Source organism: Mycolicibacterium insubricum (assembly GCF_010731615.1).
GTDB classification, from domain to species: Bacteria; Actinomycetota; Actinomycetes; order Mycobacteriales; family Mycobacteriaceae; genus Mycobacterium; species Mycobacterium insubricum.
In genome coordinates, this window is record NZ_AP022618.1 from 4156291 (window position 1) to 4178713 (window position 22423).

24 protein-coding genes and 1 tRNA gene are annotated in these 22423 nt (G+C 69.2%); 12 read left to right on the forward strand and 13 right to left on the reverse strand.

The genetic code is table 11. From position 1 onward, the window contains the following. Positions 1 to 17: 17 nt before the first annotated feature. On the reverse strand, positions 18 to 611 hold the full coding sequence (locus tag G6N16_RS19475; RefSeq protein ID WP_110810725.1) for a TetR/AcrR family transcriptional regulator: 594 nt from the start codon (positions 609 to 611) through the stop codon (positions 18 to 20). Between the two features lie 85 nt (positions 612 to 696). Between G6N16_RS19475 and G6N16_RS19480 the strand changes: the two genes are divergently transcribed. The 7 genes from G6N16_RS19480 (at position 697) to pth (ending at position 6085) form a co-directional block, all read left to right on the forward strand. Beyond that, positions 697 to 768: transfer RNA gene (locus G6N16_RS19480), tRNA-Gln, on the forward strand. A gap of 55 nt (positions 769 to 823) precedes the next feature. After that, positions 824 to 2266, forward strand: a complete 1443-nt coding sequence (gene glmU, locus G6N16_RS19485; protein ID WP_083029360.1) for a bifunctional UDP-N-acetylglucosamine diphosphorylase/glucosamine-1-phosphate N-acetyltransferase GlmU — start codon at positions 824 to 826, stop codon at positions 2264 to 2266. A 216-nt stretch (positions 2267 to 2482) separates the two neighbouring features. Then, a complete protein-coding gene (locus G6N16_RS19490; RefSeq protein WP_083029361.1) occupies positions 2483 to 3463 on the forward strand; it encodes a ribose-phosphate diphosphokinase in 981 nt (326 codons plus the stop codon). Continuing rightward, positions 3463 to 3801 (forward strand): arsenate reductase (glutaredoxin), encoded by a 339-nt coding sequence (gene arsC, locus G6N16_RS19495; RefSeq protein WP_083029362.1) that lies wholly within the window; start codon positions 3463 to 3465, stop codon positions 3799 to 3801. The genes G6N16_RS19490 and arsC overlap by 1 nt, the downstream gene beginning before the upstream one ends. After that, complete coding sequence (locus tag G6N16_RS19500; RefSeq protein WP_083029363.1) at positions 3801 to 4667, forward strand: oxidoreductase; 867 nt, start codon at positions 3801 to 3803, stop codon at positions 4665 to 4667. Before arsC ends, G6N16_RS19500 begins: the two co-directional genes overlap by 1 nt. 159 nt (positions 4668 to 4826) lie before the next feature. Continuing rightward, complete coding sequence (locus tag G6N16_RS19505; RefSeq protein ID WP_083029364.1) at positions 4827 to 5480, forward strand: 50S ribosomal protein L25/general stress protein Ctc; 654 nt, start codon at positions 4827 to 4829, stop codon at positions 5478 to 5480. A 26-nt stretch (positions 5481 to 5506) separates the two neighbouring features. Further along, entirely contained in the window at positions 5507 to 6085 is a 579-nt protein-coding gene (gene pth, locus G6N16_RS19510; protein ID WP_083029365.1) for an aminoacyl-tRNA hydrolase, read from the forward strand. 21 nt (positions 6086 to 6106) lie between these two features. On the opposite strand, the gene G6N16_RS19515 is transcribed toward pth, so the two are convergent. From G6N16_RS19515 to G6N16_RS19525, 3 genes are read right to left on the reverse strand one after another with little or no spacing between them, the layout of a single operon-like run. Beyond that, a complete protein-coding gene (locus tag G6N16_RS19515) occupies positions 6107 to 6592 on the reverse strand; it encodes a hemerythrin domain-containing protein (RefSeq protein ID WP_083029366.1) in 486 nt (161 codons plus the stop codon). After that, positions 6589 to 7569: a Rieske (2Fe-2S) protein gene (locus G6N16_RS19520; RefSeq protein WP_083029367.1), complete on the reverse strand. Its 981-nt coding sequence runs from the start codon at positions 7567 to 7569 to the stop codon at positions 6589 to 6591. The genes G6N16_RS19515 and G6N16_RS19520 overlap by 4 nt, the downstream gene beginning before the upstream one ends. 28 nt (positions 7570 to 7597) lie before the next feature. After that, positions 7598 to 7828 (reverse strand): hypothetical protein, encoded by a 231-nt coding sequence (locus tag G6N16_RS19525; protein ID WP_133052873.1) that lies wholly within the window; start codon positions 7826 to 7828, stop codon positions 7598 to 7600. A gap of 177 nt (positions 7829 to 8005) precedes the next feature. On the opposite strand from G6N16_RS19525, the gene G6N16_RS19530 reads away from it, so the two are divergent. Continuing rightward, a complete protein-coding gene (locus G6N16_RS19530) occupies positions 8006 to 9337 on the forward strand; it encodes an aminotransferase class I/II-fold pyridoxal phosphate-dependent enzyme (RefSeq protein ID WP_083029369.1) in 1332 nt (443 codons plus the stop codon). Between the two features lie 5 nt (positions 9338 to 9342). Here G6N16_RS19530 and G6N16_RS19535 read toward each other — a convergent pair whose 3' ends face one another. The 9 genes from G6N16_RS19535 to G6N16_RS19575 form a co-directional block, all read right to left on the reverse strand. Further along, on the reverse strand, positions 9343 to 9561 hold the full coding sequence (locus G6N16_RS19535) for a hypothetical protein (protein WP_083029370.1): 219 nt from the start codon (positions 9559 to 9561) through the stop codon (positions 9343 to 9345). Between the two features lie 83 nt (positions 9562 to 9644). Continuing rightward, positions 9645 to 10079: a hypothetical protein gene (locus G6N16_RS19540; RefSeq protein WP_083029371.1), complete on the reverse strand. Its 435-nt coding sequence runs from the start codon at positions 10077 to 10079 to the stop codon at positions 9645 to 9647. 77 nt (positions 10080 to 10156) lie between these two features. Further along, positions 10157 to 10393, reverse strand: coding sequence for a hypothetical protein (locus G6N16_RS19545; protein WP_083029372.1), 237 nt, complete (start codon positions 10391 to 10393; stop codon positions 10157 to 10159). Positions 10394 to 10427: 34 nt separating this feature from the next. Continuing rightward, positions 10428 to 10850 carry a DUF4189 domain-containing protein gene (locus G6N16_RS19550; RefSeq protein WP_083029373.1) on the reverse strand — a complete coding sequence of 141 codons (423 nt, stop codon included), beginning with the start codon at positions 10848 to 10850 and terminating at the stop codon, positions 10428 to 10430. A gap of 160 nt (positions 10851 to 11010) precedes the next feature. Further along, positions 11011 to 12648 carry a fatty acyl-AMP ligase gene (locus G6N16_RS19555; protein WP_083029374.1) on the reverse strand — a complete coding sequence of 546 codons (1638 nt, stop codon included), beginning with the start codon at positions 12646 to 12648 and terminating at the stop codon, positions 11011 to 11013. 332 nt (positions 12649 to 12980) lie between these two features. Continuing rightward, on the reverse strand, positions 12981 to 13937 hold the full coding sequence (locus G6N16_RS19560; RefSeq protein WP_083029375.1) for a 4-(cytidine 5'-diphospho)-2-C-methyl-D-erythritol kinase: 957 nt from the start codon (positions 13935 to 13937) through the stop codon (positions 12981 to 12983). A 34-nt stretch (positions 13938 to 13971) separates the two neighbouring features. Then, complete coding sequence (rsmA, locus tag G6N16_RS19565) at positions 13972 to 14889, reverse strand: 16S rRNA (adenine(1518)-N(6)/adenine(1519)-N(6))-dimethyltransferase RsmA (RefSeq protein WP_083029430.1); 918 nt, start codon at positions 14887 to 14889, stop codon at positions 13972 to 13974. After that, entirely contained in the window at positions 14853 to 15980 is a 1128-nt protein-coding gene (locus G6N16_RS19570; RefSeq protein WP_083029376.1) for a resuscitation-promoting factor, read from the reverse strand. Before G6N16_RS19570 ends, rsmA begins: the two co-directional genes overlap by 37 nt. 160 nt (positions 15981 to 16140) lie before the next feature. After that, positions 16141 to 16983, reverse strand: coding sequence for a TatD family hydrolase (locus G6N16_RS19575; protein ID WP_234805723.1), 843 nt, complete (start codon positions 16981 to 16983; stop codon positions 16141 to 16143). Positions 16984 to 16998: 15 nt separating this feature from the next. Here G6N16_RS19575 and metG point away from each other — a divergent pair, with 15 nt between their 5' ends. The 4 genes from metG (at position 16999) to G6N16_RS19595 (ending at position 22341) form a co-directional block, all read left to right on the forward strand. Beyond that, positions 16999 to 18546 carry a methionine--tRNA ligase gene (metG, locus tag G6N16_RS19580; RefSeq protein ID WP_234805724.1) on the forward strand — a complete coding sequence of 516 codons (1548 nt, stop codon included), beginning with the start codon at positions 16999 to 17001 and terminating at the stop codon, positions 18544 to 18546. A 114-nt stretch (positions 18547 to 18660) separates the two neighbouring features. Continuing rightward, positions 18661 to 20013, forward strand: coding sequence for an NADP-specific glutamate dehydrogenase (gene gdhA, locus G6N16_RS19585; RefSeq protein WP_083029379.1), 1353 nt, complete (start codon positions 18661 to 18663; stop codon positions 20011 to 20013). A gap of 220 nt (positions 20014 to 20233) precedes the next feature. Continuing rightward, the gene (locus G6N16_RS19590) at positions 20234 to 21412 is read left to right on the forward strand and encodes an NAD(P)/FAD-dependent oxidoreductase (protein WP_083029380.1); all 1179 of its coding nucleotides are present in this window, start codon (positions 20234 to 20236) and stop codon (positions 21410 to 21412) included. Beyond that, positions 21409 to 22341, forward strand: a complete 933-nt coding sequence (locus G6N16_RS19595) for an RNA polymerase sigma-70 factor (protein ID WP_083029381.1) — start codon at positions 21409 to 21411, stop codon at positions 22339 to 22341. The genes G6N16_RS19590 and G6N16_RS19595 overlap by 4 nt, the downstream gene beginning before the upstream one ends. Positions 22342 to 22423 lie beyond the last annotated feature (82 nt).

Consider the following 22423-nt stretch of genomic DNA (forward strand, 5'->3'; position numbering starts at 1 on the left):
CGCGCTCGGTGCGGGGCCTACTCCTCGTGCAGGACCGGGTGCGACTCCAGGTGGGTCAGGCCGTTCCAGCACAGGTTGACCAGGTGGGCGGCGACCACCTCCTTGGGCGGTTCGCGGACGTCGAGCCACCACTGCGCGGTCATCGACACCGAACCGACCAGCGCCTGCGCGTACAGCGGCGCCAGCTCCGGGTCGAGGCCGCGGCGGGCGAAGTCGCCGGCCAGAATCGAGGAGACCTGACCGACGGCGTCGTTGAGCAGGCTGGAGTAGGTGCCGGAGCTGATCGAGGCCGGGGAGTCCCGGATCAGGATGCGGAACCCGTCGGTGCGTTCCTCGACGTAGGTCAGCAGCGCCAGGGCCACCCGTTCCACCCGCACCCTGGACCGGTTGTTGGTCAGCGACGAGGTGATGCCGTTCAGCAGCGCCGACATCTCGCGGTCCACCACGACGGCGTAGAGCCCTTCCTTGCCGCCGAAGTGCTCGTAGACGACCGGTTTGGACACCCCGGCGCGCTGGGCGATCTCCTCGATGGACGTGCCGTCGTAGCCGCGTTCGGCGAACAGCGAACGGGCGATGTCGATGAGCTGATGCCGACGCTCGGTGCCGGTCATCCGGGCCCGCGGCGCGCGGACCTCCTTCTCCGGGGCTGCCACGCCTGCCAGCCTTGCACACCGATAGGATCCGTGGCGCAGGCGATCCGTCGTGGTGTAATCGGCAGCACCTCTGATTTTGGTTCAGATAGTTCAGGTTCGAGTCCTGGCGACGGAGCATCCGCCCAGCGACTCGCCCGAGCCGGCCGGGCCGGGTTCGAGAATGAGGATTCATGTCAACACACCGCGACGCCGTAGTCGTGCTGGCCGCCGGTGCCGGCACCCGGATGCGGTCCGACACCCCGAAGGTGCTGCACACCCTGGGCGGACGCAGCATGCTGGCGCACGCCGTGCACACCGCGGCCGGAACCGACCCGGAGCACCTGGTCGTGATCCTGGGCCACGACCGGGAACGCATCGCCCCGGTGGTCGCCGAGCTGGCCGCCCAACTCGGCCGCGACATCGCGATCGCCGTGCAGGAAGAACAGCTTGGCACCGGGCACGCGGTGGCCTGCGGGCTCGGTGCACTGCCGGCGGATTTCGACGGCACCGTGGTGGTCACCTCCGGTGACGTCCCGCTGCTGGACGCCGACACCCTGCGGGCCCTGACCGAGCAGCACCGCAGCGCAGGCGCCGCGGCGACCGTGCTGACCACCACCGTCGCAGACTCGACCGGTTACGGCCGGATCCTGCGCACCCAGGACGGCGAGGTCATCGCCATCGTGGAAGAGGCCGACGCCACCCCGCAGCAGCGTGCCATCGCCGAGATCAACTCCGGGGTGTACGCGTTTGACATCGACGCGCTGCGCTCGGCGCTGGAGCGGCTGTCGTCGAACAACGCCCAGCACGAGCTGTACCTGACCGACGTCATCGCGATCGCCCGGGCTGGGGGCGGCTCGGTGCGGGCGCTGCACATCGAGGACGCGGCGCTGGTCGCCGGCGTCAACGACCGGGTGCAGCTGTCGGCGCTGACGGCCGAGCTGAACCGCCGGCTGGTGGCGGCACTGCAGCGGTCCGGGGTCACCGTCGTCGACCCGGCCACTACCTGGATCGACGTCGAGGTCAGCGTCGGCCGCGACACGACCATCCACCCGGGCACCCAGTTGCAGGGCACGACGGCCATCGGCACCCACTGCACCATCGGCCCGGACAGCACCCTGCGCGACGTGGCCGTCGGCGACGGCGCGACGGTGGTGCGCACCCACGGCAGCGATTCCTGGATCGGGGCGGGTGCCGAAGTCGGCCCGTTCGCCTATCTGCGGCCCGGCACCGTGCTCGGCGACAGCGGCAAGATCGGCACGTTCGTCGAGGTCAAGAACGCGACGATCGGCACCGGGACGAAGGTGCCGCACCTGACCTATGTGGGTGACGCGGACATCGGCGAGCAGTCCAACATCGGCGCGTCGAGTGTGTTCGTCAACTATGACGGCGAGACCAAGAGCCGCTCGCGCATCGGCTCGCATGTGAAGACCGGTTCGGACACCATGTTCATCGCCCCGGTGCAGGTCGGCGACGGCGCCTACACCGGCGCCGGCACCGTGCTGCGCAACGACGTGCCCCCGGGCGCGCTGGCGTTCTCAGAGAATACCCAGCGCACCATCGAAGGCTGGGTGGAGGAAAAACGCCCGGGCAGCAAGTCCGCCGAAGCCGCGAAGAAGGCCCGCGAGGCGCGCTGAGGGCCGCCGGCAGTACCAAGTGGTGACGAGGGGCGGGCTTCGATTGGATAATCCAATCGAAGCCCGCCACCGGTCAACAGTTGGTACTCACCGCCGGGTGCCGCGGGGTGAATCCGGTCACCGGACGTTCGGGTTCCGGCAACCCGGCTACGCGCAGGTAACCGGTGTTCGTAAGATTGCCCCGGTATCGATCCCCGATCGCGAGGACGGCGCATAGTGGGCCAGGACTGGACCGACAATCGTAAGAACCTGATGCTGTTCTCCGGCAGGGCTCACCCCGAGTTGGCAGAGCAGGTGGCCAAGGAACTCGGCGTCGAGGTCACCCCGCAGACCGCCCGGGACTTCGCCAACGGCGAGATCTTCGTCCGGTTCCACGAATCCGTGCGCGGCTGCGACGCCTTCGTGCTGCAGAGCCATCCCGCGCCGCTCAACGAATGGCTGATGGAACAGCTGATCATGATCGACGCGCTCAAGCGCGGCAGCGCCAAGCGGATCACCGCGATCATGCCGTTCTACCCGTACGCCCGCCAGGACAAGAAGCACCGCGGCCGCGAGCCGATCTCGGCCCGACTGGTCGCCGACCTGCTCAAGACCGCCGGCGCGGACCGGATCATCACGGTCGACCTGCACACCGACCAGATCCAGGGCTTCTTCGACGGCCCGGTGGACCACATGCGCGGGCAGTCGCTGCTGTGCGGCCACATCGCGGAGAACTACGCCGACCAGGACCTGGTCGTGGTCTCCCCCGATTCCGGCCGGGTGCGGGTCGCCGAGAAGTGGGCCGACGCCCTGGGCGGTGTCCCGCTGGCCTTCATCCACAAGACCCGCGATCCGCTGGTGCCCAACCAGGTGAAGTCCAACCGCGTGGTCGGCGACGTCAAGGACAAGACCTGCATCCTGACCGACGACATGATCGACACCGGTGGCACCATCGCCGGGGCGGTGAAGCTGCTGCACGAGGACGGCGCCAAGGACGTCATCATCGCCGCCACCCACGGTGTGCTGAGCGATCCCGCCGCGCAGCGCCTCGCCGATTGCGGCGCGCGTGAGGTAATCGTCACCAACACCCTGCCGATCACCGAGGAGAAGCGGTTCCCGACGCTGACCGTGCTGTCGATCGCCCCGCTGCTGGCCAGCACCATCCGCGAGGTGTTCGACAACGGCTCGGTGACCGGCCTGTTCGACGGGTCCGCGTAATGGCCCGGATCTACCACAACCCGCGCTGCTCGACGTCGCGCAAGACCCTGGAACTGTTGCGGGACAATGGGATCGAGCCGGAGATCGTGCTGTACCTCAACGCCCCGCCGTCTCGCGCCGAGTTGGCCGCACTGATCGCCGATGCCGGGATCGACGTGCGCACCGCCGTCCGCAGGAAGGAAGCTCTGTACCGCGAGCTGCGTCTCGACGACCTCGACGACGACGCACTGCTCGACGCCATGGTCGCCAATCCGATCCTCATCGAGCGGCCGTTCGTGGTGACCGCCAAGGGCACCCGGCTGGCGCGGCCCATCGACGCTGTCGACGAGATTCTGTAATGGGCTGGACCGCGGGCAGGCTGCCGTCATTCGCCGGCCGGACCGTCGTGGTGACCGGCGCGAACAGCGGCCTGGGCGAGGTCACCGCCCGGGAGCTGGCCCGGGTGGGTGCGCGGACGATACTGGCGGTGCGCAACACCGCCAAGGGCGAGGCGGCTGCCGACACCATGTTCGGCAACGTCGAGGTCCGCGAGCTGGATCTGGCGAACCTGAAGTCGGTGCGGGCGTTCGCCGACGGCCTGGACGGCGAGATCGACATCCTGATCAACAACGCCGGCATCATGGCGGTGCCTTACGGGCTGACCGCCGACGCATTCGAGAGCCAGTTCGGCACCAACCACCTCGGCCATTTCGCGCTGACCGGGCTGTTGCTGCCCAGGATCACCGACCGGGTGGTCACGGTGTCCTCGATGGCGCACTGGACCGGCCGGATCAACCTGGACGACCCGAACTGGAAGGCCAGGCCGTATTCGGCGTGGGGCGCCTACGGGCAGTCCAAACTGGCGAACCTGCTGTTCACCCGGGAGCTGCAGCGGCGGCTGGACCGCGGCGGTTTGGCGCTGCGGGCCCTGGCCGCGCATCCGGGATACTCGGCCACCGAGCTGCAGAGCCACACCGGGCCGAACCTGAGCGGCAAACTGATGATCATCGGGAACAAGCTGGCGACCAGCCCGGACTTCGGCGCCCGTCAAACCCTGTTCGCGGCCTCTCAGGACCTGGCCGGGGACAGTTTCGTCGGGCCCCGGTTCGGCTACGCCGGGCCCACGACCACCGTCGGCCGCTCCCCCGCCGCCCGCAACGACCGCACCGCCGCGGCGCTGTGGGAGCTCTCCGAGCAGCTGACCGGCGTCGACTTCGGGATCTGAGTCCGGATTTCCGTACGCACCCACCGGTGGGATAGCCTGAGCGGGCGTCACGGCGAGGGTGGTTGATCCACCGTTATCGACGGGGACCTTCGCACCACGCGAATTCTCTGCTCTGGCCGTGCCCGGATCCCCAGGTATCGAGTATCAGGAGCAACCCAGATGGCCAAGAACGCCAGCACCGGCAACAAACTCACCGCGACCGTGCGCACCGAGACCGGCAAGGGCGCCTCGCGTCGCGCCCGCCGCAACGGCCGGGTGCCCGCCGTGCTCTACGGCCACGGCAGCGATCCCCAGCACCTCGAGCTCAACGCCCACGACTTCGCCGCCGTGCTGCGGAACGCCGGCACCAACGCCGTGCTTGCCCTCGACATCGACGGCAAGGAGCAGCTGGCGCTGACCAAGGCGCTGGAGATCCACCCGATCCGGCGCAACATCCAGCACGCCGACCTGCTGGTCGTCCGCCGCGGCGAGAAGGTGACCGTCGAGGTCAACATCATCATCGAGGGTGACGCCGCGTCGGGCACCCTGGTCACCCAGGACGCCAACTCCATCGAGATCGAGGCCGAGGCGCTGTCCATTCCGGAAAGCCTCACCGTCTCGGTGGAGGGCGTGGAGGCCGGCACCCAGATCACCGCCGGCCAGATCGAGCTGCCCGCCGGTGTCTCGCTGGTCGCCGATCCCGAACTGCTGGTGGTCAACATCGTCGCCGCGCCGACCGCCGAAGAGCTCGACGCCGAGGGCGCCGGCGAGTCCGAGGGCGCCGAGGCGGGCGAAGCTGCCGCCGAGCCGGCCGCCGAGGCCGGCGCCGAGTAATCCCGAACCACCCGAACGGAGTTGCCGTGGCCGACACCCTGCTTATCGTCGGCCTCGGCAACCCCGGGCCCAATTACGCGAAAACTCGGCACAACGTCGGGTTCATGGTGGCCGACGTGCTGGCCGGGCGGATCGGCGACGGGTTCAAGGTGCACAAGAAATCCGGTGCCGAGGTGGCTACCGGGCGCATCGCCGGCCGGCCGGTGGTCCTGGCCAAGCCGCGGGTGTACATGAACGAATCCGGCCGCCAGGTCGGGCCGCTGGCCAAGTTCTATTCGGTGCCACCGGAGCAGGTGATCGTGGTGCACGACGAGCTCGACATCGACTTCGGCCGGATCCGGCTGAAGCTCGGTGGCGGTGAGGGCGGGCACAACGGCCTGCGGTCGGTGGTATCGGCGCTGGGCGGCAAGAACTTCCACCGGGTTCGGCTCGGCATCGGACGTCCGCCCGGTCGCAAGGATCCCGCGGCCTATGTCCTGGAACCGTTCACCGCAGCCGAGCGGGTCGAGCTGCCCACCATCTGCGAGCAGGCCGCCGACGCCACCGAACTGCTGATCGCCCAGGGCCTGGAGCCGGCACAGAACATCGTGCACGGCTGGAGCTGACCGACACTGGGCGCCGCGTCCTCAGAACGCCTTCAGCAGCATCGCCCTCGCCCGCACCCGAACCGTTTCCAGGGTGGAACCGCGCAGCGCTTCCATCCGGTCCGCCATCTGCCGGCCGAGCTCGTCGAGCTCGTCGGCGGTGAGCCGAACCGACGGCGGCGGGGGCACCAGGTCGCGCTCCTCCTCCTCGGCGTGGGCCAACAGCACATTGATGAAGCTCTCCCACTCCGCCTGGTAGTCAACCGAACTCGGCGACGTGCGCAGGGCCACGGCCAGCTGGTCGTAGACCTGCCGGTGCTCGGCGTGCGCGATGGCGATCAGCGTGCTGGCAGAGGCCAGCGCCGGGTAGTACAGATCGTCTTCGATCCGCATGTGGATGTCGAGCTCGACGAGCAGGCCGTCGATGTAACGCTGCCGCTCGGCGGTTCCCGGCGGTGCGGCCAGCATTCGCTCGCCGAGCTGGTGCAGCAGCTTGTGGTGGTCGGTCAGGACGTCGTAGGCGTTCATCCCGCCACCTCCACGATCTCGACGGGGCTGATATCTCCCGCGATGGCCGGCTGGCCCGCGCCGCGGACCTCGACCATGCCGTTGCGGGTGCGAGCCTGATAGCAGGGCAGCGGAGCCGAGGCCGGACCGCGCACGACCTCGCCGGTGCAGGCGTCGAATTGCGAACCGTGCCAGGGGCAGACGATGTTCCCGCGGTCGACCCAACCGTCGACCATCGGGGCGGCCAGGTGCGGGCAGAACTCGCCCACCGCGGCGACGTTGCGGTCGGCGCGGGCCAGCACCACGCCGACGCCGTCGACTACGACCCGGTGCAGCTTGCCGTCGGCCAACGCTGCGTCCTCGATGACCGGCGTCCATTCGCGCGTATCCAGCCGGCGGCCGGACTGGTCGGTGCCGATGCCGGAGGCGAACACCAGGTGCCCGCCCAGATACCCGCTGAACATCGAAATCCCGTATCCGACAAAGGTAGCCAGCTGTGCACGGCCGTGCCGGTGACGCCGGCGCTGGACCCACGACCAGCTGTAGAGCCCGGTAGCGCCGAGGTTGAGCAAGCCGTGGATCAGGCCGATCCTGCGGTCCCGCTCATGGGTGTGCTGCCAGTCGGTGACGCCGGTCGCGGCCGAGCCCAGGTTCGCCAGAATACCGACACCCAGGGTGTGCCCGGCCAGCCGGCCCGCGTGGTGGGCCTCGGGCCGCTCACCCAGTGCCACCTGGATGCCGTCGAGCACCAGGGTGGCGCCGAGCACCCCGCTGGCCAGCGAGGCCAGCGGAGGGTGCACCGGGTGGCCGAGCCAGACGCCGTTGAGGAAGTTCGTCACCCGATTACGCGCCGTGCCAAAGGAATTGAAGGCGAAGCTGAGCACGTTCTCGAAGCGGTAACTGGGGCGGTCGAGCCACTCCTGACGGCCCAGTGCCTCGATCACCTCGGCGCGCCGCCGGTTCAGCGCAGAGATCCTGCGGCGTTTTCGGTCAGCCATAGTGTGCATTCCTTTCTCGTGGGTCTGGTCAGAAGGCCAGGCCATAGCCGGTGCCGGCTAACCCGGGTCCCGATGACTGGGAGTTGACTCCCCACGGCACCAACGGATTTGGGCCATACGGCACCCAGGGGTTGGTGCCACCCACGACGCAGTAGATGGCCTGTCCGCAGTCCTCGGTGTCGCCCGGTGCACTGACGAAAGTGGCTCCGGCGGATTCGCCGACCTCCACCCCGACGGTGGCGGTCGATGCCATGGCCACCAGGCCCACGATCCTTGCGATTCGGTACCCGGCAGACATCTCTACATCCCCTTGCGTTCTCGGACTGTGTACCCGGAATTTACCAAGTTTTTGTCATAGGACAAAATTCATCTGTTCGTCGCGGTCAGGGCACCCGCAGCCCACAAAACTGAGAAGTCGCTGGATAAGCTGTCAATCGTGACGTTGATTACCGGCTCGACCGCCAATCAGATCGCCGAGAGCGTTCGCGGCCTGGTGCTGCGCGGCGACTTCACACCCGGCACGGTGCTGCCGCCGATCCGGACCCTGGCCATCGATCTGCGGGTGAATCGCAACACCGTCGCGGCGGCCTACCGTCAGCTGATTGCCGCCGGGCTGGCCGAGGCGCAGGGTCGGCGCGGCACCGCTATCACCGCGCTCCCCGAGGTGCACACCGAATATCTGCCCGAGGACAGCCTCGTCGACCTCGCCAGCGGGAACCCGGACCCGGCGCTGCTCCCCGACCTCCGTCAGACGTTGATCGAAATGCCTTATGATGCACCGCTTTACGGAGCATCGGCGATCACCGAACGGTTGTTGAACGTCAGCCGGGCGATGTTCGAGGGACACCTCGACGAGTCCGGCACGGTGGTGGTCACCCACGGGGCGGTCGACGCAGTGGAGCGCGTCCTTGACAGTTTCGTCACCCGCGGCGACACCGTCGCCGTTGAGGATCCGTGCTTTCTGGCCAGCATCGGCACCATCCGGCTCAACGGCTATCAGCGCGCCGCGGTGCCGATCGACGAGGCGGGCATGACCGCACCCGGACTTCGACACGCGATCGCCAATATCGGTGCCCGCGCGGTCATCATCACACCCCGCGCCCACAACCCGACCGGAGCGTGCATCACCGCCGAACGCGCCGCCGAGCTCCGGGCCGTACTGGCCGACTATCCGGAAGTACTGGTGATCGAGGACGACTATCTCTTTGGGGTCTCGTCGGCGCCCTATCACCGGGTGACCCCGCCGACCACCAAACGCTGGGCACTGATCCGCTCGGTGGCGAAGTTCCTCGGCCCTGATCTACGACTGGCGCTGGTGGCCACCGACACCCGCACCGCCGGGGTACTGGGCAACCGGCTGCGGGAGGGCAAGAACTGGGTCAGTCATCTCCTGCAGTCGGCGACGGCCCATCTGCTGACCGACCCGGATACCGTGACCCGCCTGCGCGACGCGCGCGCCGGTTACCGCGAGCGCGGCCGGCTAATGATTGATTCCCTTGCCGAGCAAGGGATTTCGGTGTTCGGCGATCCGGACGGGCTGAACGTGTGGATCGACCTGCCCGACGCCGAGTCCGTCGACGAGACCGAGAGCCGGCTCGCCGAGGCGCACTGGGCGGTGAAGTCCAGTCGGCTGTTCGCCGTCGACCCGTTTCAGCCGCGGCACGGGATCCGGGTGACCACGGCGACCATCGACGCCCAGCAGGCCGCCCGGTTCGCCGCCGCCCTGGCGGAGACCTTCGACGCCCTGGACATCACCCGCGGAAACTGAGTGGGCTAGCCGCGGCTGCGGCGACGCCCCGGCGGACCGGCGTTCAGCGAGCCGGCGGTGGTCTGCGGTACCGCCTTGATCGAGGTGCTACCCCGGGTGTCGCAGCGCTGTAGCGAACCGTTGTCCTGGCAGGTCGGCCGGGCGACGGCAACCGGGGCCGACATGATCGAGGTGACCATCAGACCGGCCAACAGCACCGCCGTCGTCTTTCCGCTCTTGGTCATGCCGCCCCTCTCGCCGCGCCGGGAGCCCCTCGACCCCGATGAAAATCCTTGTGCTGCCCCGTATCTGTGCATTTCGACCACCTCTACGGACAGGCCGACATCAGCACGACCGTTTCCGGCCCCAGGGGAGTATTCGCCGCCGCCGCACGCGCGACCGCGTCGGCGTAGGCGTCGTCCTCGGTCCGCCCGGCGCCGCCGGCAACCCCACCGGTGGTGGAGTCTCCGATCGACATGATGCACAGGCGATCGTTAGAGACCTCGTCGCTGGTGCACTGCTGGGCGCCGGCGGCCTCACAAACCGCGACGACCGCCGCGGCGGCCGCGTCGTCATCGGGCCCGAAGGCGGTGTAGCCGACCAATTGGCCGTTGATCAATCCCGATCCCACCGCCTGCGCGATATCACCGGTCTCCTCGATCACCCCGCCGGGCCCCCCGGCCCAGGCCGGACCGGTGCATGCCAACGCAACGAAGCCTGCGGCGAAGCACCCCACCAGATACGTCCGCGCACGGATGCTCATCGATGCCGACCCTTCTCCTTGAGGCAATTTCGCCGACAGTAGCACCCCGAGGGCGCTGCCGCTGTAATCGAAAGCGGCTACCAGCCCCAGATCATTCCGCGACGCATGCCGCCGATGCCGCCGATCATCCCCATTCCCGCATTGGGCGCCCGGGTCTGCGGGACCGCCTTGATCGACACGCTGCCGTTCGTCTCGCAGCGGGTGACGCCGCCGGCCTCGGTACAGGTCGGGCGGGCAACGGCCGACGGTGCCGACATCAGCGTCGTGACCATCAGCCCGGCCATCAACAGGGCACCTTTTCCGCGTAGCTTCATGCACACTTCCCCTTACCGAGCCTATGGCTCGTCATCACGGGCAGGCCGAGATCAGCATCCGAGCGCTCGCCGGGAACGGATACCCGCTGTCCACGGCATGCTGGTAGGCGTCGTCACGGGCTGCTTCCACGGTCGGCCCGGCGCCTCCGCCCACCTCGCCGGTGTCATCGTCGCCGATGCTGACGATGCACAGATTGTCGTTCGTCACCTCGTCCGCGCTGCATTCCGTCCCGCCGGCCGCCTGACACGCCGCGATCACCGCCTGCTTGGCCTCGTCGTTGGTGGTTCCGCCGGCCCGGAAGCCCGCCAGCGAGTCACCGACGTAACCGGACCCGACGGCCTCCGACATCTCCTCAACGGCGCCCGGCGGGCCTCCGGCCCACGCCACACCCACCGAGATCGCTGCCACGGCGGCGCCCGCCACGCAGAATCCGGCGACCTTACCCGTCACTGCCATTCCGTCCCCTGTCTCGGAGATACCCGTCGTGCGGACCGGTCGGCCGCAGACCCTTTCGCACCAGACTATCGGCCGGCGGGGTCGCACGCTGGTATCCCAGGTCACCGACCCGCGGGATTGGGTCACCGGACCGGCAGACAGCAGAGGGAGAAGACGTGGACTAGGTCACCAGGGCGACGGAGTTCGCCCGGCGCAGCTTGCCCGACGGCGTCTTCGGGATGGTGCCGGGACCCAGCACCACGACGTTGCGCGGGCGTACGTCGACCTCGGCGACCACCTCGTGGGCGACCTGACGCTCGATCCGGTTCACCTCGGCCGGATCCTGGTAGGCGTTGGACTCCACGGCGACAGCGAACGTCTCCCGCGAATGCCCCGCGTCCAGCCGCACCGCGACCGCACACCCGGGGCGCACGCCTTCCACCCGGCCGGCGGCGCGCTCGATGTCGGTCGGATAGATGTTGCGGCCGGCCATGATGATGACGTCCTTGACCCGGCCGCACACCACGATGTGGCCGCGCTCGGTGATGTAGCCGAGGTCGCCGGTGTCGTACCAGCCGTGCTCGTCCTGGGCCGGCAGGAAGCCGCCCATCGTCAGATAGCCCGGGGTCACGCATTCACCGCGCAGTTCGATCACGCCGACGCCGCGGGCGGCCATCACGTTGCCCTGGTCGTCGACCACGCGGGCCTCCAGACCGGGCAGCACGGGCCCCAGCGTCGCGAGGCGACGGGTATTGCCCTTGGTGGCCGGCACGGCCTGGCGCAGGGCGGCCAGCAGGTCGGCGTCGACCTCGTCGACCACGAGCCCGTCACCCAGGTCGGAGAACGACACGGCCAGCGTCGTCTCGGCCATGCCGTAGGCCGGCATGAGGGCCTCGGGCCGCAGGCCGAACGGCTTGCCGGCATCGATGAGGTCCTCGACGTCGGCCGGGTCGACCGGCTCGGCGCCCGACAGTGCGAAGCGCAGCGACGACAGGTCGAACTGACCCGGCTCGGCCTGCTTGCGCAGCCGCTTGGCGAACAGCGCGTAGGCGAAGTTCGGCGCCGCGGTCATGGTGCCCTTGTACTTGTCGATCAGCTTGGCCCACAGCAGGGTGTCGCGCAGGAAGTCCATCGGCGTCACCTTGACCAGTTCCACGCCGAAGAACATCGGGATGGTCAGGAAGCCGACCATGCCCATGTCGTGGAAGCACGGCAGCCAGCTGAGCATCACGTCGTTGCCGTCGGGATCCATCTTGGCGCCGATGAACATCGCCTCGGCGTTGGAGTAGATGTTGCGGTGGGTGATCTGCACGGCCTTGGGCGACCCCGTCGACCCCGAGGTCAACTGCATCAGCGCCAGGTCGTCCTCGCCGGTCTCGACCGGGTCGATCGGCTCGCAGTCCCACAGGTCGGCGACGGTGAGCACCTGCACGCCCTTTTCCGCCAACACCGGCGCGGCGGCGGTGAACGGCTCGGCGACGATGACGGCCTTGGCGTCGATCATGCCGATGACGTTCATGGTGTCCTCGGCCCACACGGCCAGGTCGGTGCGCGGCGTGGGCTGGTGCAGCATGGTCAGACTGGCACCGCGCATCCACAGCGCCTGCGCCGCGGGTGCGATCTCCGACGGCGCTCCGACCAGCATGCCGACCACGTCGCCGTGGTTGATGCCGGCGGCGGCCAGCCCACCGGCGATGCGCCGGGCACGCTCGTGCACCTCGAGCCAGGTCTGGCGAACCGGCTCGTGCGGTTCCCCGGTGACCATCCCCCGGTTACTGGTCCGGGCGTTGTGGAACATTTTCTCGGTGAACCTGCTCACGCGGACCTCCTGGGCTTCCCGAGCAACGATGACATCCGGGGATCAATGCTGCGCCCGACGGCGATTGCGCGGCGACAGCCACGCGCGCACGAAAGGGACGCGGTTTGATCTCGTTTCGGCGATACCCGCGCACAGGACGGACCGGCTCCGGAGTTCCGGGCGATCGTTGTCGACGGCAGAAAGCGAGTAGTCACCGGGAGTCATCTTAAACTCCTCTTAAGTAACTGCCAAACTATCCGCGCCGATGAGTCCGGCGTCACAGTGCCGGGCCGTCCCGGTCGACGGTCGGTCCGGACCCGCCGGTCAGAACCACGTTCGTCCGGACGGTCCGGTCAGGACGCGTCGGTGGCGGGGATGACCCGGGCGCCGGGCACCGGACCGCTGGCCACCCGAACCGTGCGGCACACCCCGGCGCCGGCGAGCCGGCTGCTCACGTCCAGCGCCGCCTCCTCCGAGGAGCACAGGAACGCGCACGTCGGACCCGACCCCGACACCAGACCCGCCAGGGCACCGGCCTCGACACCCGCGCGCAGCGTGCGGCGCAGCCCCGGGTCGAGGCTGACGGCCGCCGGCTGCAGCTCATTGCCCAGCAGTGGTGCCAGCTCGGCCGGATCTCCACCGGCCAGCGCCGAGAGCACCGGCTCGGGCTCGGCCAGCCGCGGCGGGTCGCCGCAGGCGCGCAGCCGGTCGATCTCGGCGAACACCGCCGGGGTGGACAGCCCACCGGTCGGCAGCGCCAGCACCCAGTGGAAGCTGCTGCGGGCCAGCACGGTGGTCAGTTCCTCACCGCGCCCGGTGCCCAGCGCGGTGCCGCCGTGCAGCGCGAACGGCACGTCGCTGCCCAGGCGGGCGGCGAGCATGTGCAGGTCGGCGCGCGGCAACCCGAGTTCCCACAGGGAGTTCATCGCCACCAGCACGCCGGCGGCGTCCGCACTGCCGCCGGCCATCCCGCCGGCCACCGGAATGGACTTCTCGATGGTGATCGCGACGTCCGGCACCCGGCCGACGTGGGAGGCCAGCAGTTCGGCGGCCTGCCAGGCCAGGTTGCGGCGGTCCGTCGGCACCTTGTCCGCGCCGATACCGACCACCTCGACCGACATCAGATCGGCATTGCGGACGGTGACCTGATCGAACAGCGACACCGCATGGAACACCGTGGTCAGATCGTGGTACCCGTCGTCGCGCAGTTCGCCCACGGTGAGATACAGGTTCACCTTGCCGGGCACGCGCACGGTCACCGACCCGGTCGGGACCCACTCGGTGGCGGTGCTCCCGCCGGTGAAAGACACGCTGCGAGACTAGCCGACGCGGCGGATACCGCCGTCAGGCTCGATCCCCGACCGCGTCGTCGGGCAGCAGCGTGGCCAGCCGGGCGAAGTCGGCGACGGACAGCGTCTCGGCGCGCGCCGACGGGTCGATGCCGGCCTCGCGCAGCAGCGTCGCGGCGGCCTCCCCGGAACCGGCAAGACCCGACAGCGCGTTGCGGACGGTCTTGCGACGCTGCGCGAATGCGACGTCGATCAGCCGGAACAGCCGGTCCCGGAACACCGGGTCGGTGGGCCAGGGCGGGTCGTCATAACGGTCGATGCGGACCAGTCCCGAGTCGACCCGGGGCACCGGCCAGAACACCGACGGCGACACGGTGCCGGCCCGTCGCACGTCGCCGTAGAACCGGGCCTTGACGCTGGGCACCCCGTAGTCCCTGCCGCCGGGCTCGGCCGCCAGGCGGTCGGCGACCTCCAGCTGCACCATGATCAGCACCGTGGCAACCGTCGGGAACTCCGCCAGCACGGTCATGAGTGCCGGGACGGCGATGTTGTAGGGCAGGTTGGCGACCAGCGCCGTCGGCTCCGGCGAGGCCGGTAGGTCACCGCGGCGCAGGGTCAGAACGTCGGTGTTGACGACGGTCAGCGGCGCAGGTAATGGGGAGCGCTCGGCAAGGGTCTGCGGCAGCCGCCCGGCGAGCACCGGGTCGACCTCCACAGCCAGCACGTTCGCGCCGGCGTCGAGCAGCGCCAGGGTCAGCGAGCCCAGACCCGGTCCGACCTCGATGACGGTGTCGCAGGGTCCGACGCCGGCCGCGGCGACGATGCGGCGCACGGTGTTGGCGTCATGGACGAAGTTCTGTCCCCAGGATTTGCGCGGGCGCAGGCCCAGTTCGGCCGCAAGCGCCCTGATCTCGGCGGGGCCCAGAAGCCGAATGGTCAGCGCGCGCCGATCCGCGAGCTGCACACCGGCCAGGCGCCCCAGCCCTGCACGGCCTGGGTCTTCGAAGCGATGGCGATCTGCTCTTCGCGGGTGGCCAGGTCGGCGCGCGGTGCGTACTTGCCGCCACCGTGGGCCAGCCAGGTGCCGGCGTCGAACTGCACGCCGCCGTAGAAGCCGTTGCCGGTGTTGATGGCCCAGTTGCCGCCGGACTCGCAGCTGGCCAGCGCGTCCCAGGCGGCGCCGTTGGTCACCGGCGGCACCTCGGTACCGGGCTTGGCGCCGACGCGCAGCACAGAATCGCGGGCCGGGGTGATGACGGCGTTGGCGACGGGCAGCCGCCCGGTCTCCACGCCGTTGACGGTGGACACCGCGTAGGTGACGTCCTGGACGCCCGGGGTGCCGGGATCCTGGACCACGCTGCGGCTCATGTTCATCGTCGGGTCCTCGATGCGCTGCGCGTTGGGCACCAGCGGCGCCCGCTCGACGCGCTTTTCCATCCGGATCCGGGTGACCTGGATCTGCATGCCCTCGGTGACCGGGGCGGACACGGCCGGGGTCACCCGGTCGTTCTGCTCCAGCGGCACGCCGGCGGCGACCAGCAGGCCGGCCACGTTCGGGGCGGCCAGGTGCACGGTGCGGCTCACGCCGCCGTCGTTGAGGACGACGTCCTTGGCGCTCACCACGGGCAGCGCCATGCCGCCCAGCGGCACGCGCGCGGCGCGGTTGGCGGCGACCGGCGCGGTGTCGGTCATCTTCAGCTGGGCGAGGGCACCGTCGACGGTGGCCGCGGTGGTCCACTGCTGGCCGCCGTCGTGGCCGTCCAGGGAGATCTGCACCGGCCGGCTGCGGCGCAGCTCGATGGTGCCGTGGTCGCCGACGGTGGCGTCGGCGGCGGGGTACACGTCGTCGCGCTCACCGACGGTGAAGCCGTTCTCGCTGATGATGTCGGCCACCGTGGAGCGCATGGTGGTGACGGTGGTCGACGTGCCGTCGACGGTCAGGGTGACCGTCTTGTGGGCGGCCACGGCGTAGCCGCCGGCCAGGCCCAGGGTGAGCAGTGCTGCACCGGTGATACCCCGCAGAGCGGGCGATTTCGAATGATGAAGTTTCGTGACGATATTCAACGCGCGTATCCCCAATGGTCTGTGGCGTCGGAGTTCACCGGACACCGTAGATAACAGGACGGTAACGAACAGTCATGCGTCGGGGCAACCCGACGGCCCCTGCCGATTACCGGAACCTGCGGTCGAGCGGCACATTCCTGCGTGCATCGCGCCCGACCGGTCAGGCAATACGATACACCCGCCTGGCATTTGCTGACGATTCCGCGGCGAGCTCGGACGCCGGACGATTCAGCAGATGGGCGAGGGCGCGCACGGTGTACGGCAGGCAGTACGGCTCGTTGCCGGACCCCCGGTACGGATGCGGCGTGAGAAACGGCGCATCGGTCTCTACCAGCAATAACTCCGGTGGAATCAGCGGCACCGCTGCGTGCAGATCACGGGCGTTCCGGAAGCTGACACTGCCCGACAAACTGATGTACCAGCCCGCCTCGACGCACCTGCGGGCCATCTCCGGGCCCGAGGAAAAACAGTGGAAGATCACATTGTCCGGGGGCCCCTCGGCCGCCAGAACCTCCAGAACCGCGTCGTCGGCGTCGCGATTGTGGATCATCAGCGGCTTGCCGATGCGTTTGGCCAGCTCGATATGCCAGGCGAACGCCTCGCGCTGCACATCCGGGTCGGCGCAGCCGTCGAGCTTGCCGGGCCAGTACAGATCCATGCCGGTCTCGCCGACGGCCACCACCCGCTCGTCGTCGGCCAGGCGCTGAAGCTCCGTGCGCGCGGAGTCGTCGAGCGCATCGGCGCGGGTCGGATGCAACGCGACGGCGGCGTACACCCGCTCGTCCCAGCCGGCGGCGGTCACCGCCCAGCGCGCCGAGTCCAGGTCGTCGGCGATGGTCACGACGGCCTGCACGCCGACCGCGGCGGCCCGGTCGCAGATGGCGCGGACGTCGTCGGCGTTCTCCGCGCCGCAGGCGTCGAGGTGGGTGTGCGCGTCGATCAGTGGTGCCAGCGGTTCCGGCAGCGGCGGTGGTGGACGTTTGGAGCTCACAGCCGACACCATAAGGTGATCCCTGACATGACCGAGCCTTTCTACGTGACGACGGCGATCACCTACCCCAACGGTGCGCCGCATATCGGGCACGCCTATGAGTACATCGCCACCGACGCGATCGCCCGGTTCCGCCGGCTCGACGGCTTCGACGTGCGGTATCTCACCGGCACCGATGAGCACGGGCTGAAGATGGCGCAGACCGCCGAGGCCGAGGGCATCCCGACCGCCGAGCTGGCCCGGCGCAACTCGGATGTGTTCGAGGCGCTGCAGCGCAAGCTGAACATCTCCTTCGACCGGTTCATCCGCACCACGGACTCCGATCACCGCGCCGCCTCCCAGGCACTGTGGCGCAAGATGGCCGACGCCGGGGACATCTACCTGGGCTCCTACGCCGGCTGGTACTCGGTGCGCGACGAGGCCTACTTCGCCGAATCCGAGACCCGGCTGGCCGACGACGGCACCCGGGTGGCGATCAGCTCCGGGGCCGCGGTGACCTGGACCGAGGAGCAGACCTACTTCTTCCGGCTATCGGCCTACACCGACCGGCTGCTGGCGCACTACCGAGAGCACCCGGAGTTCATCGGCCCGGACGCCCGGCGCAACGAGATCGTCAGCTTCGTCTCCGGCGGCCTCAACGACTTCTCCATCTCGCGCAGTTCGTTCGACTGGGGTGTGCCAGTGCCCGACGACCCGTCGCACGTGATGTACGTGTGGGTGGACGCGCTGACCAACTACCTGACCGGTGTCGGCTACCCGGACACCTCCTCGGAGCTGTTCCGCCGGTACTGGCCGGCTGCGCTGCACATGATCGGCAAGGACATCATCCGCTTCCACGCGGTGTACTGGCCGGCGTTTTTGATGTCGGCCGGCGTCGAGCTGCCCAAAAGGGTGTTCGCGCACGGATTCCTGCTCAATTCCGGCGAGAAGATGAGCAAGTCGATCGGCAATGTGGTCAGCCCGGACGCCCTGGTGGACACCTTCGGTGTCGATCCGGTGCGTTACTTTCTGCTCCGCGAGGTGCCGTTCGGCCAGGACGGGTCCTACTCCGAAGATGCGATCATCGGCCGGATCAACTCGGATCTGGCCAACGAGTTCGGCAACCTGGCGCAGCGGTGCCTGTCGATGGTGGCCAAGAATCTCGACGGAATCGTGCCCGAGCCGGGGGAATTCGACGCCGACGATCTCGCGCTGTTGGCCGAGGCTGACGGTCTGCTTGATCGGGTGCGACGCCACTTCGACGCCCCGGCAATGCATTTGGCGCTGGAAGCCATCTGGCTGATGCTGGGTTCGGCGAACCGGTACTTCAGCGCGCAGGAGCCCTGGGTACTACGTCGATCCGACGACCCGGCCGACCAACAGCGTTTCAACACCGTGCTCTACACCACCATGGAGGTGGTGCGCATCGCCGCGCTGCTGGTGCAGCCGGTGATGCCGACGGCCGCCGACCGGCTGCTCGATCTGCTCAGCCAGCCCGCGGATCGGCGCGACTTCGGCGCGCTGGCAGTGCGTTTGGCTCCCGGGACGGCGCTGCCGCCGCCGGCCGCCGTGTTCCCGAGATACCAGGTGGACTGAGGCCATGCACCCGACAGCCGCTGAGAAAGTTTCCCCATACCAGGCCGACTCAGGCAACGGCGCCGACGCCGGCCCAGCAGCGGGACGGTCCCGCGTCATCAAGTGGAGTTGAGAATGAGCAACGTATTACACGAAAAACTGGCGAACCTCTACGAGGAGGTGATCCGGCGTAACGCGGGCGAGCGCGAGTTCCACCAGGCCGTGCACGAGGTGCTCGACAGCCTCGGTCCCGTCGTCGCCAAGCATCCCGAGTATGCCGACACCGCGGTCATCCGCCGGCTCTGCGAGCCCGAGCGTCAGATCATCTTCCGGGTGCCGTGGGTCGACGATGCCGGTGTCGTGCAGATCAACCGCGGGTTCCGGGTCGAGTTCAACTCGGCGCTGGGCCCGTTCAAGGGCGGTCTGCGTTTTCACCCGTCGGTGTATCTGGGCATCGTCAAATTCCTCGGCTTCGAACAGATCTTCAAGAACTCGCTGACCGGTCTACCGATCGGCGGCGGCAAGGGCGGTTCGGACTTCGATCCCAAGGGCCGCTCCGACGGCGAGATCATGCGGTTCTGTCAGAGCTTCATGACCGAGCTGTACCGCCACCTCGGCGAGTACACCGACGTGCCCGCCGGCGACATCGGCGTGGGCACCCGCGAAATCGGTTTCCTGTTCGGCCAGTACAAGCGGATCACCAACCGCTACGAGTCCGGCGTGCTGACCGGCAAGGGCCTGACCTGGGGCGGTTCCCAGGTACGCACCGAGGCCACCGGTTACGGCACGGTGTTCTTCATCGACGAGATGCTGCGCGCCAAGGGTGAATCCTTCGAGGGCAAGCGGGTTCTGGTGTCGGGGTCGGGCAACGTCGCGATCTACGCCATCGAGAAGATCCACCAGCTCGGCGGTACCGTCGTCGGGTGCTCGGACTCCAGCGGCCACGTGCTCGACGAGAAGGGCATCGACGTCGACGTGCTGCGCGAGGTCAAGGAGGTCCGCCGCGGCCGGATCAGCGACTACGTCGAACTGCGTGCCGGTGGCGCGTCGTTCATCGCCGACAACAGCATCTGGGATCTCGGCTGCGACATCGCGGTGCCGTGCGCGACGCAGAACGAGCTGACCGGGGCGCACGCCGCCGCGCTGATCCGCTCCGGCTGCAAGGTCGTCGCCGAGGGCGCGAACATGCCGTGCACCCCCGAGGCGGTGAAGCTGTTCAACGAGGCCGGCGTCCTGTTCGCACCGGGCAAGGCCGCCAACGCCGGCGGTGTGGCCACCAGTGCGCTGGAGATGCAGCAGAACGCGTCGCGGGACTCCTGGACGTTCGAGGAGACCGAGGAGCGCCTCGCCGAGATCATGCGCCGGATCCACGATCGCTGCCTGTCCACCGCCGAGGAGTACGGCCAGCCGGGCAACTACGCGTTCGGCGCGAACATCGCCGGGTTCATCCGGGTCGCCGACGCCATGTCGGCCCTCGGCCTGGTGTAAACGACCGCTGCACAGAGCCCGCCCCGTTCCTGGGGCGGGCTCTTTGTGTGCTGGCTACCGGCCCGCGCCGTCGAACGTGGGCCGCAGCCAACCCCGGCGGCGAGTAGGCGTCACGGTCGACGAATTTTGGGTGAGGCGGGCCACAATTCCCGACGGGCTGTCACATCCCGGGGCTCCGCGGTGTCTTGAGGGCATGACCAATTCCGACCGAGGAGCAGATATGACCGCCCACACGTCCATCGTCGTCATCGGCGGCGGGTACGCCGGCGTCCTGGCCGCCAACCGGCTGCAGGCGCATCCCGACGTCACTGTCACGCTGATCAATCCCCGACCCGAGTTCGTCGAACGGATCCGGCTGCATCAGCTCGCCGCCGGCAGCGACGACGCGGTGGCAGGCTTCGAGCAGGTGCTGCACCCGGATATCCGGCTGGTGGTCGACACCGCCGTACGTATCGACGCCGAGACGGCCCGGGTGTCACTCGCCTCCGGAGGCGAGCTGGACTACGACTACCTGGTGTACGCCGTCGGCAGTTCCTTCACCGCACCGCAATCGGTGCCCGGCGTCGACGAATTCGCCTGTTCGGTAGCCGAATTCGAGCAGGCCCGCAGGCTGCGTGCCCGGCTGCAGGCGCTGCCCGCGGGTGCGCCGATCGTGGTGGTCGGAGCCGGGCTCACCGGCATCGAGACCGCCGCCGAACTCGCCGAGCTCGGCCGGCCGGTGACCCTGATCGGTGACACGCTCGCGCCCTCGCTGGGCGAGGGGGCAAGAGCCGCGGTCGGCAGACGGCTGGGCAAACTCGGGGTCGCTCTGCGCCTGGGGCCCGAGGTCCGTCGCGTCGACGGGCACGGGGTGTCACTGTCCGACGGATCCCGGATTCCGGCCGCGATCACGGTGTGGACGGCCGGGTTCGCGGTACCCCAGCTGGCCGCGGAGTCCGGGCTGGCCACCGACCGGATCGGCCGGCTGCTCACCGACGAAACGCTGACCAGCATCGACGACGAGCGCATCGTCGCCTGCGGTGACGCGGTCAACCCGTCGGGGGTGCCGTTGCGGATGAGTTGTCAGGCGGCCATTCCGCTGGGCGCCCAGGCCGCCAACACCATCCTGGCCCGGCTGGCCGGAACGGCCCCGGCACCCGTCGACCAGGCCTTCACCGGCCAGTGCATCAGCCTGGGCCGGCGCTTCGGGACCGTGTCGATCCACCACCGCGACGACTCCCCCCGTCGCGCCTACATCGGCGGGCGCACCGCGGCGGTGATCAAGGAGCTGGTCTGCCGCACCACAATCACCGCGCTGCGCCGCGAGGCACGCAAGCCCGGCAGCGCGTTCTATTTCCGCGGAGGCGAGCCGATCCGGGCGCAGCGGGCCGCGACCGCGGCACAATTGGTGACACCATGACCGGGCCGGATCACCCACGGCGGATCGACGCCGAGGACCAGCACGCCGAGCGGTTCACCCTGCTGCGGCCGCTGCTGTTCACCATCGCCTACGAGATCCTCGGGTCGGCCACCGATGCCGACGACGTGCTGCAGGACAGCTACCTGCGATGGGCCGAGGTCGATCTGGCGCAGGTCCGCGACACCAAGTCCTATCTGGCGCAGCTGGTCACCCGTCAGGCGCTCAATGCGCTGCGGGCGGCCGGCCGGCGCCGCGAGGACTACGTCGGGCCGTGGCTGCCGGAGCCGCTGCTGGTGGACCGGCAGCAGACCGCCGCCGACGCGGCCGAGGACGTCCTGCTCGCCGAATCCGTCTCGATGGCGATGCTGGTGGTGTTGGAGACCCTCTCGCCCGACGAGCGGGCGGTGTTCGTGCTGCACGACGTGTTCGGCTTCGAGCACGCCGAAATCGCCTCGGCGATAGGGAAATCCGCGGCCGCGGTCCGGCAGCTGGCGCATCGGGCCCGATCCCACGTCCAGTCCCGTCGGCGGCGGTTCGAACCCGTCGACGCCGCGATGTCGGCCGAGCTGGTCACCAGCTTCTTCGCCGCCGCGGCGACCGGCGATGTGCAGACCCTGATGGCGATGCTGGCTCCCGATGTGGTGTGGACCGCCGACAGCGACGGCAAGGCCAGCGCCGCGCGGCGGCCGGTGCGCGGTGCCGAGCAGGTGGCCCGGCTCGTCGTCGGTCTGGTGCGACTCGGTGGGCCGGGCGCGCGGGTGGAACCGGCCATGTACAACGGCGCGCCCGCGTTCGTGCTGTACCTCGATGACCGGCTGGAGGGCGTCGTCACCGTCGAACTGACCGACGGCCTGATCACCAACTTCTACGTGATGCGCAATCCGGAGAAGCTGGGCGGCGTCCTGGTGCCCCGGCCCATCGGGCGCTGACGCCCCGGCGACTGCCCTCGCGCCGAGCGTGGGGCTGAACCAACCCCGACGGCAAGAGCCGCCACGGTCGAGGAGATGGGGG

What these genes read in the sequence shown, in the direction of transcription:
- G6N16_RS19595 (WP_083029381.1), top strand. Translation starts at nt 21,409, where the DNA reads ATGACCGGGCCGGATCACCCACGGCGGATCGACGCCGAGGACCAGCAC.
- G6N16_RS19590 (WP_083029380.1), top strand. Translation starts at nt 20,234, where the DNA reads ATGACCGCCCACACGTCCATCGTCGTCATCGGCGGCGGGTACGCCGGC.
- G6N16_RS19475 (WP_110810725.1), bottom strand. Translation starts at nt 611, where the DNA reads ATGACCGGCACCGAGCGTCGGCATCAGCTCATCGACATCGCCCGTTCG.
- G6N16_RS19535 (WP_083029370.1), bottom strand. Translation starts at nt 9,561, where the DNA reads ATGACCAAGAGCGGAAAGACGACGGCGGTGCTGTTGGCCGGTCTGATG.
- G6N16_RS19550 (WP_083029373.1), bottom strand. Translation starts at nt 10,850, where the DNA reads ATGGCAGTGACGGGTAAGGTCGCCGGATTCTGCGTGGCGGGCGCCGCC.
- glmU (WP_083029360.1), top strand. Translation starts at nt 824, where the DNA reads ATGTCAACACACCGCGACGCCGTAGTCGTGCTGGCCGCCGGTGCCGGC.
- G6N16_RS19520 (WP_083029367.1), bottom strand. Translation starts at nt 7,569, where the DNA reads ATGGCTGACCGAAAACGCCGCAGGATCTCTGCGCTGAACCGGCGGCGC.
- G6N16_RS19540 (WP_083029371.1), bottom strand. Translation starts at nt 10,079, where the DNA reads ATGAGCATCCGTGCGCGGACGTATCTGGTGGGGTGCTTCGCCGCAGGC.
- G6N16_RS19505 (WP_083029364.1), top strand. Translation starts at nt 4,827, where the DNA reads ATGGCCAAGAACGCCAGCACCGGCAACAAACTCACCGCGACCGTGCGC.
- G6N16_RS19515 (WP_083029366.1), bottom strand. Translation starts at nt 6,592, where the DNA reads ATGAACGCCTACGACGTCCTGACCGACCACCACAAGCTGCTGCACCAG.
- G6N16_RS19500 (WP_083029363.1), top strand. Translation starts at nt 3,801, where the DNA reads ATGGGCTGGACCGCGGGCAGGCTGCCGTCATTCGCCGGCCGGACCGTC.
- G6N16_RS19545 (WP_083029372.1), bottom strand. Translation starts at nt 10,393, where the DNA reads ATGAAGCTACGCGGAAAAGGTGCCCTGTTGATGGCCGGGCTGATGGTC.
- G6N16_RS19575 (WP_234805723.1), bottom strand. Translation starts at nt 16,983, where the DNA reads ATGGTGTCGGCTGTGAGCTCCAAACGTCCACCACCGCCGCTGCCGGAA.
- gdhA (WP_083029379.1), top strand. Translation starts at nt 18,661, where the DNA reads ATGAGCAACGTATTACACGAAAAACTGGCGAACCTCTACGAGGAGGTG.
- arsC (WP_083029362.1), top strand. Translation starts at nt 3,463, where the DNA reads ATGGCCCGGATCTACCACAACCCGCGCTGCTCGACGTCGCGCAAGACC.
- metG (WP_234805724.1), top strand. Translation starts at nt 16,999, where the DNA reads ATGACCGAGCCTTTCTACGTGACGACGGCGATCACCTACCCCAACGGT.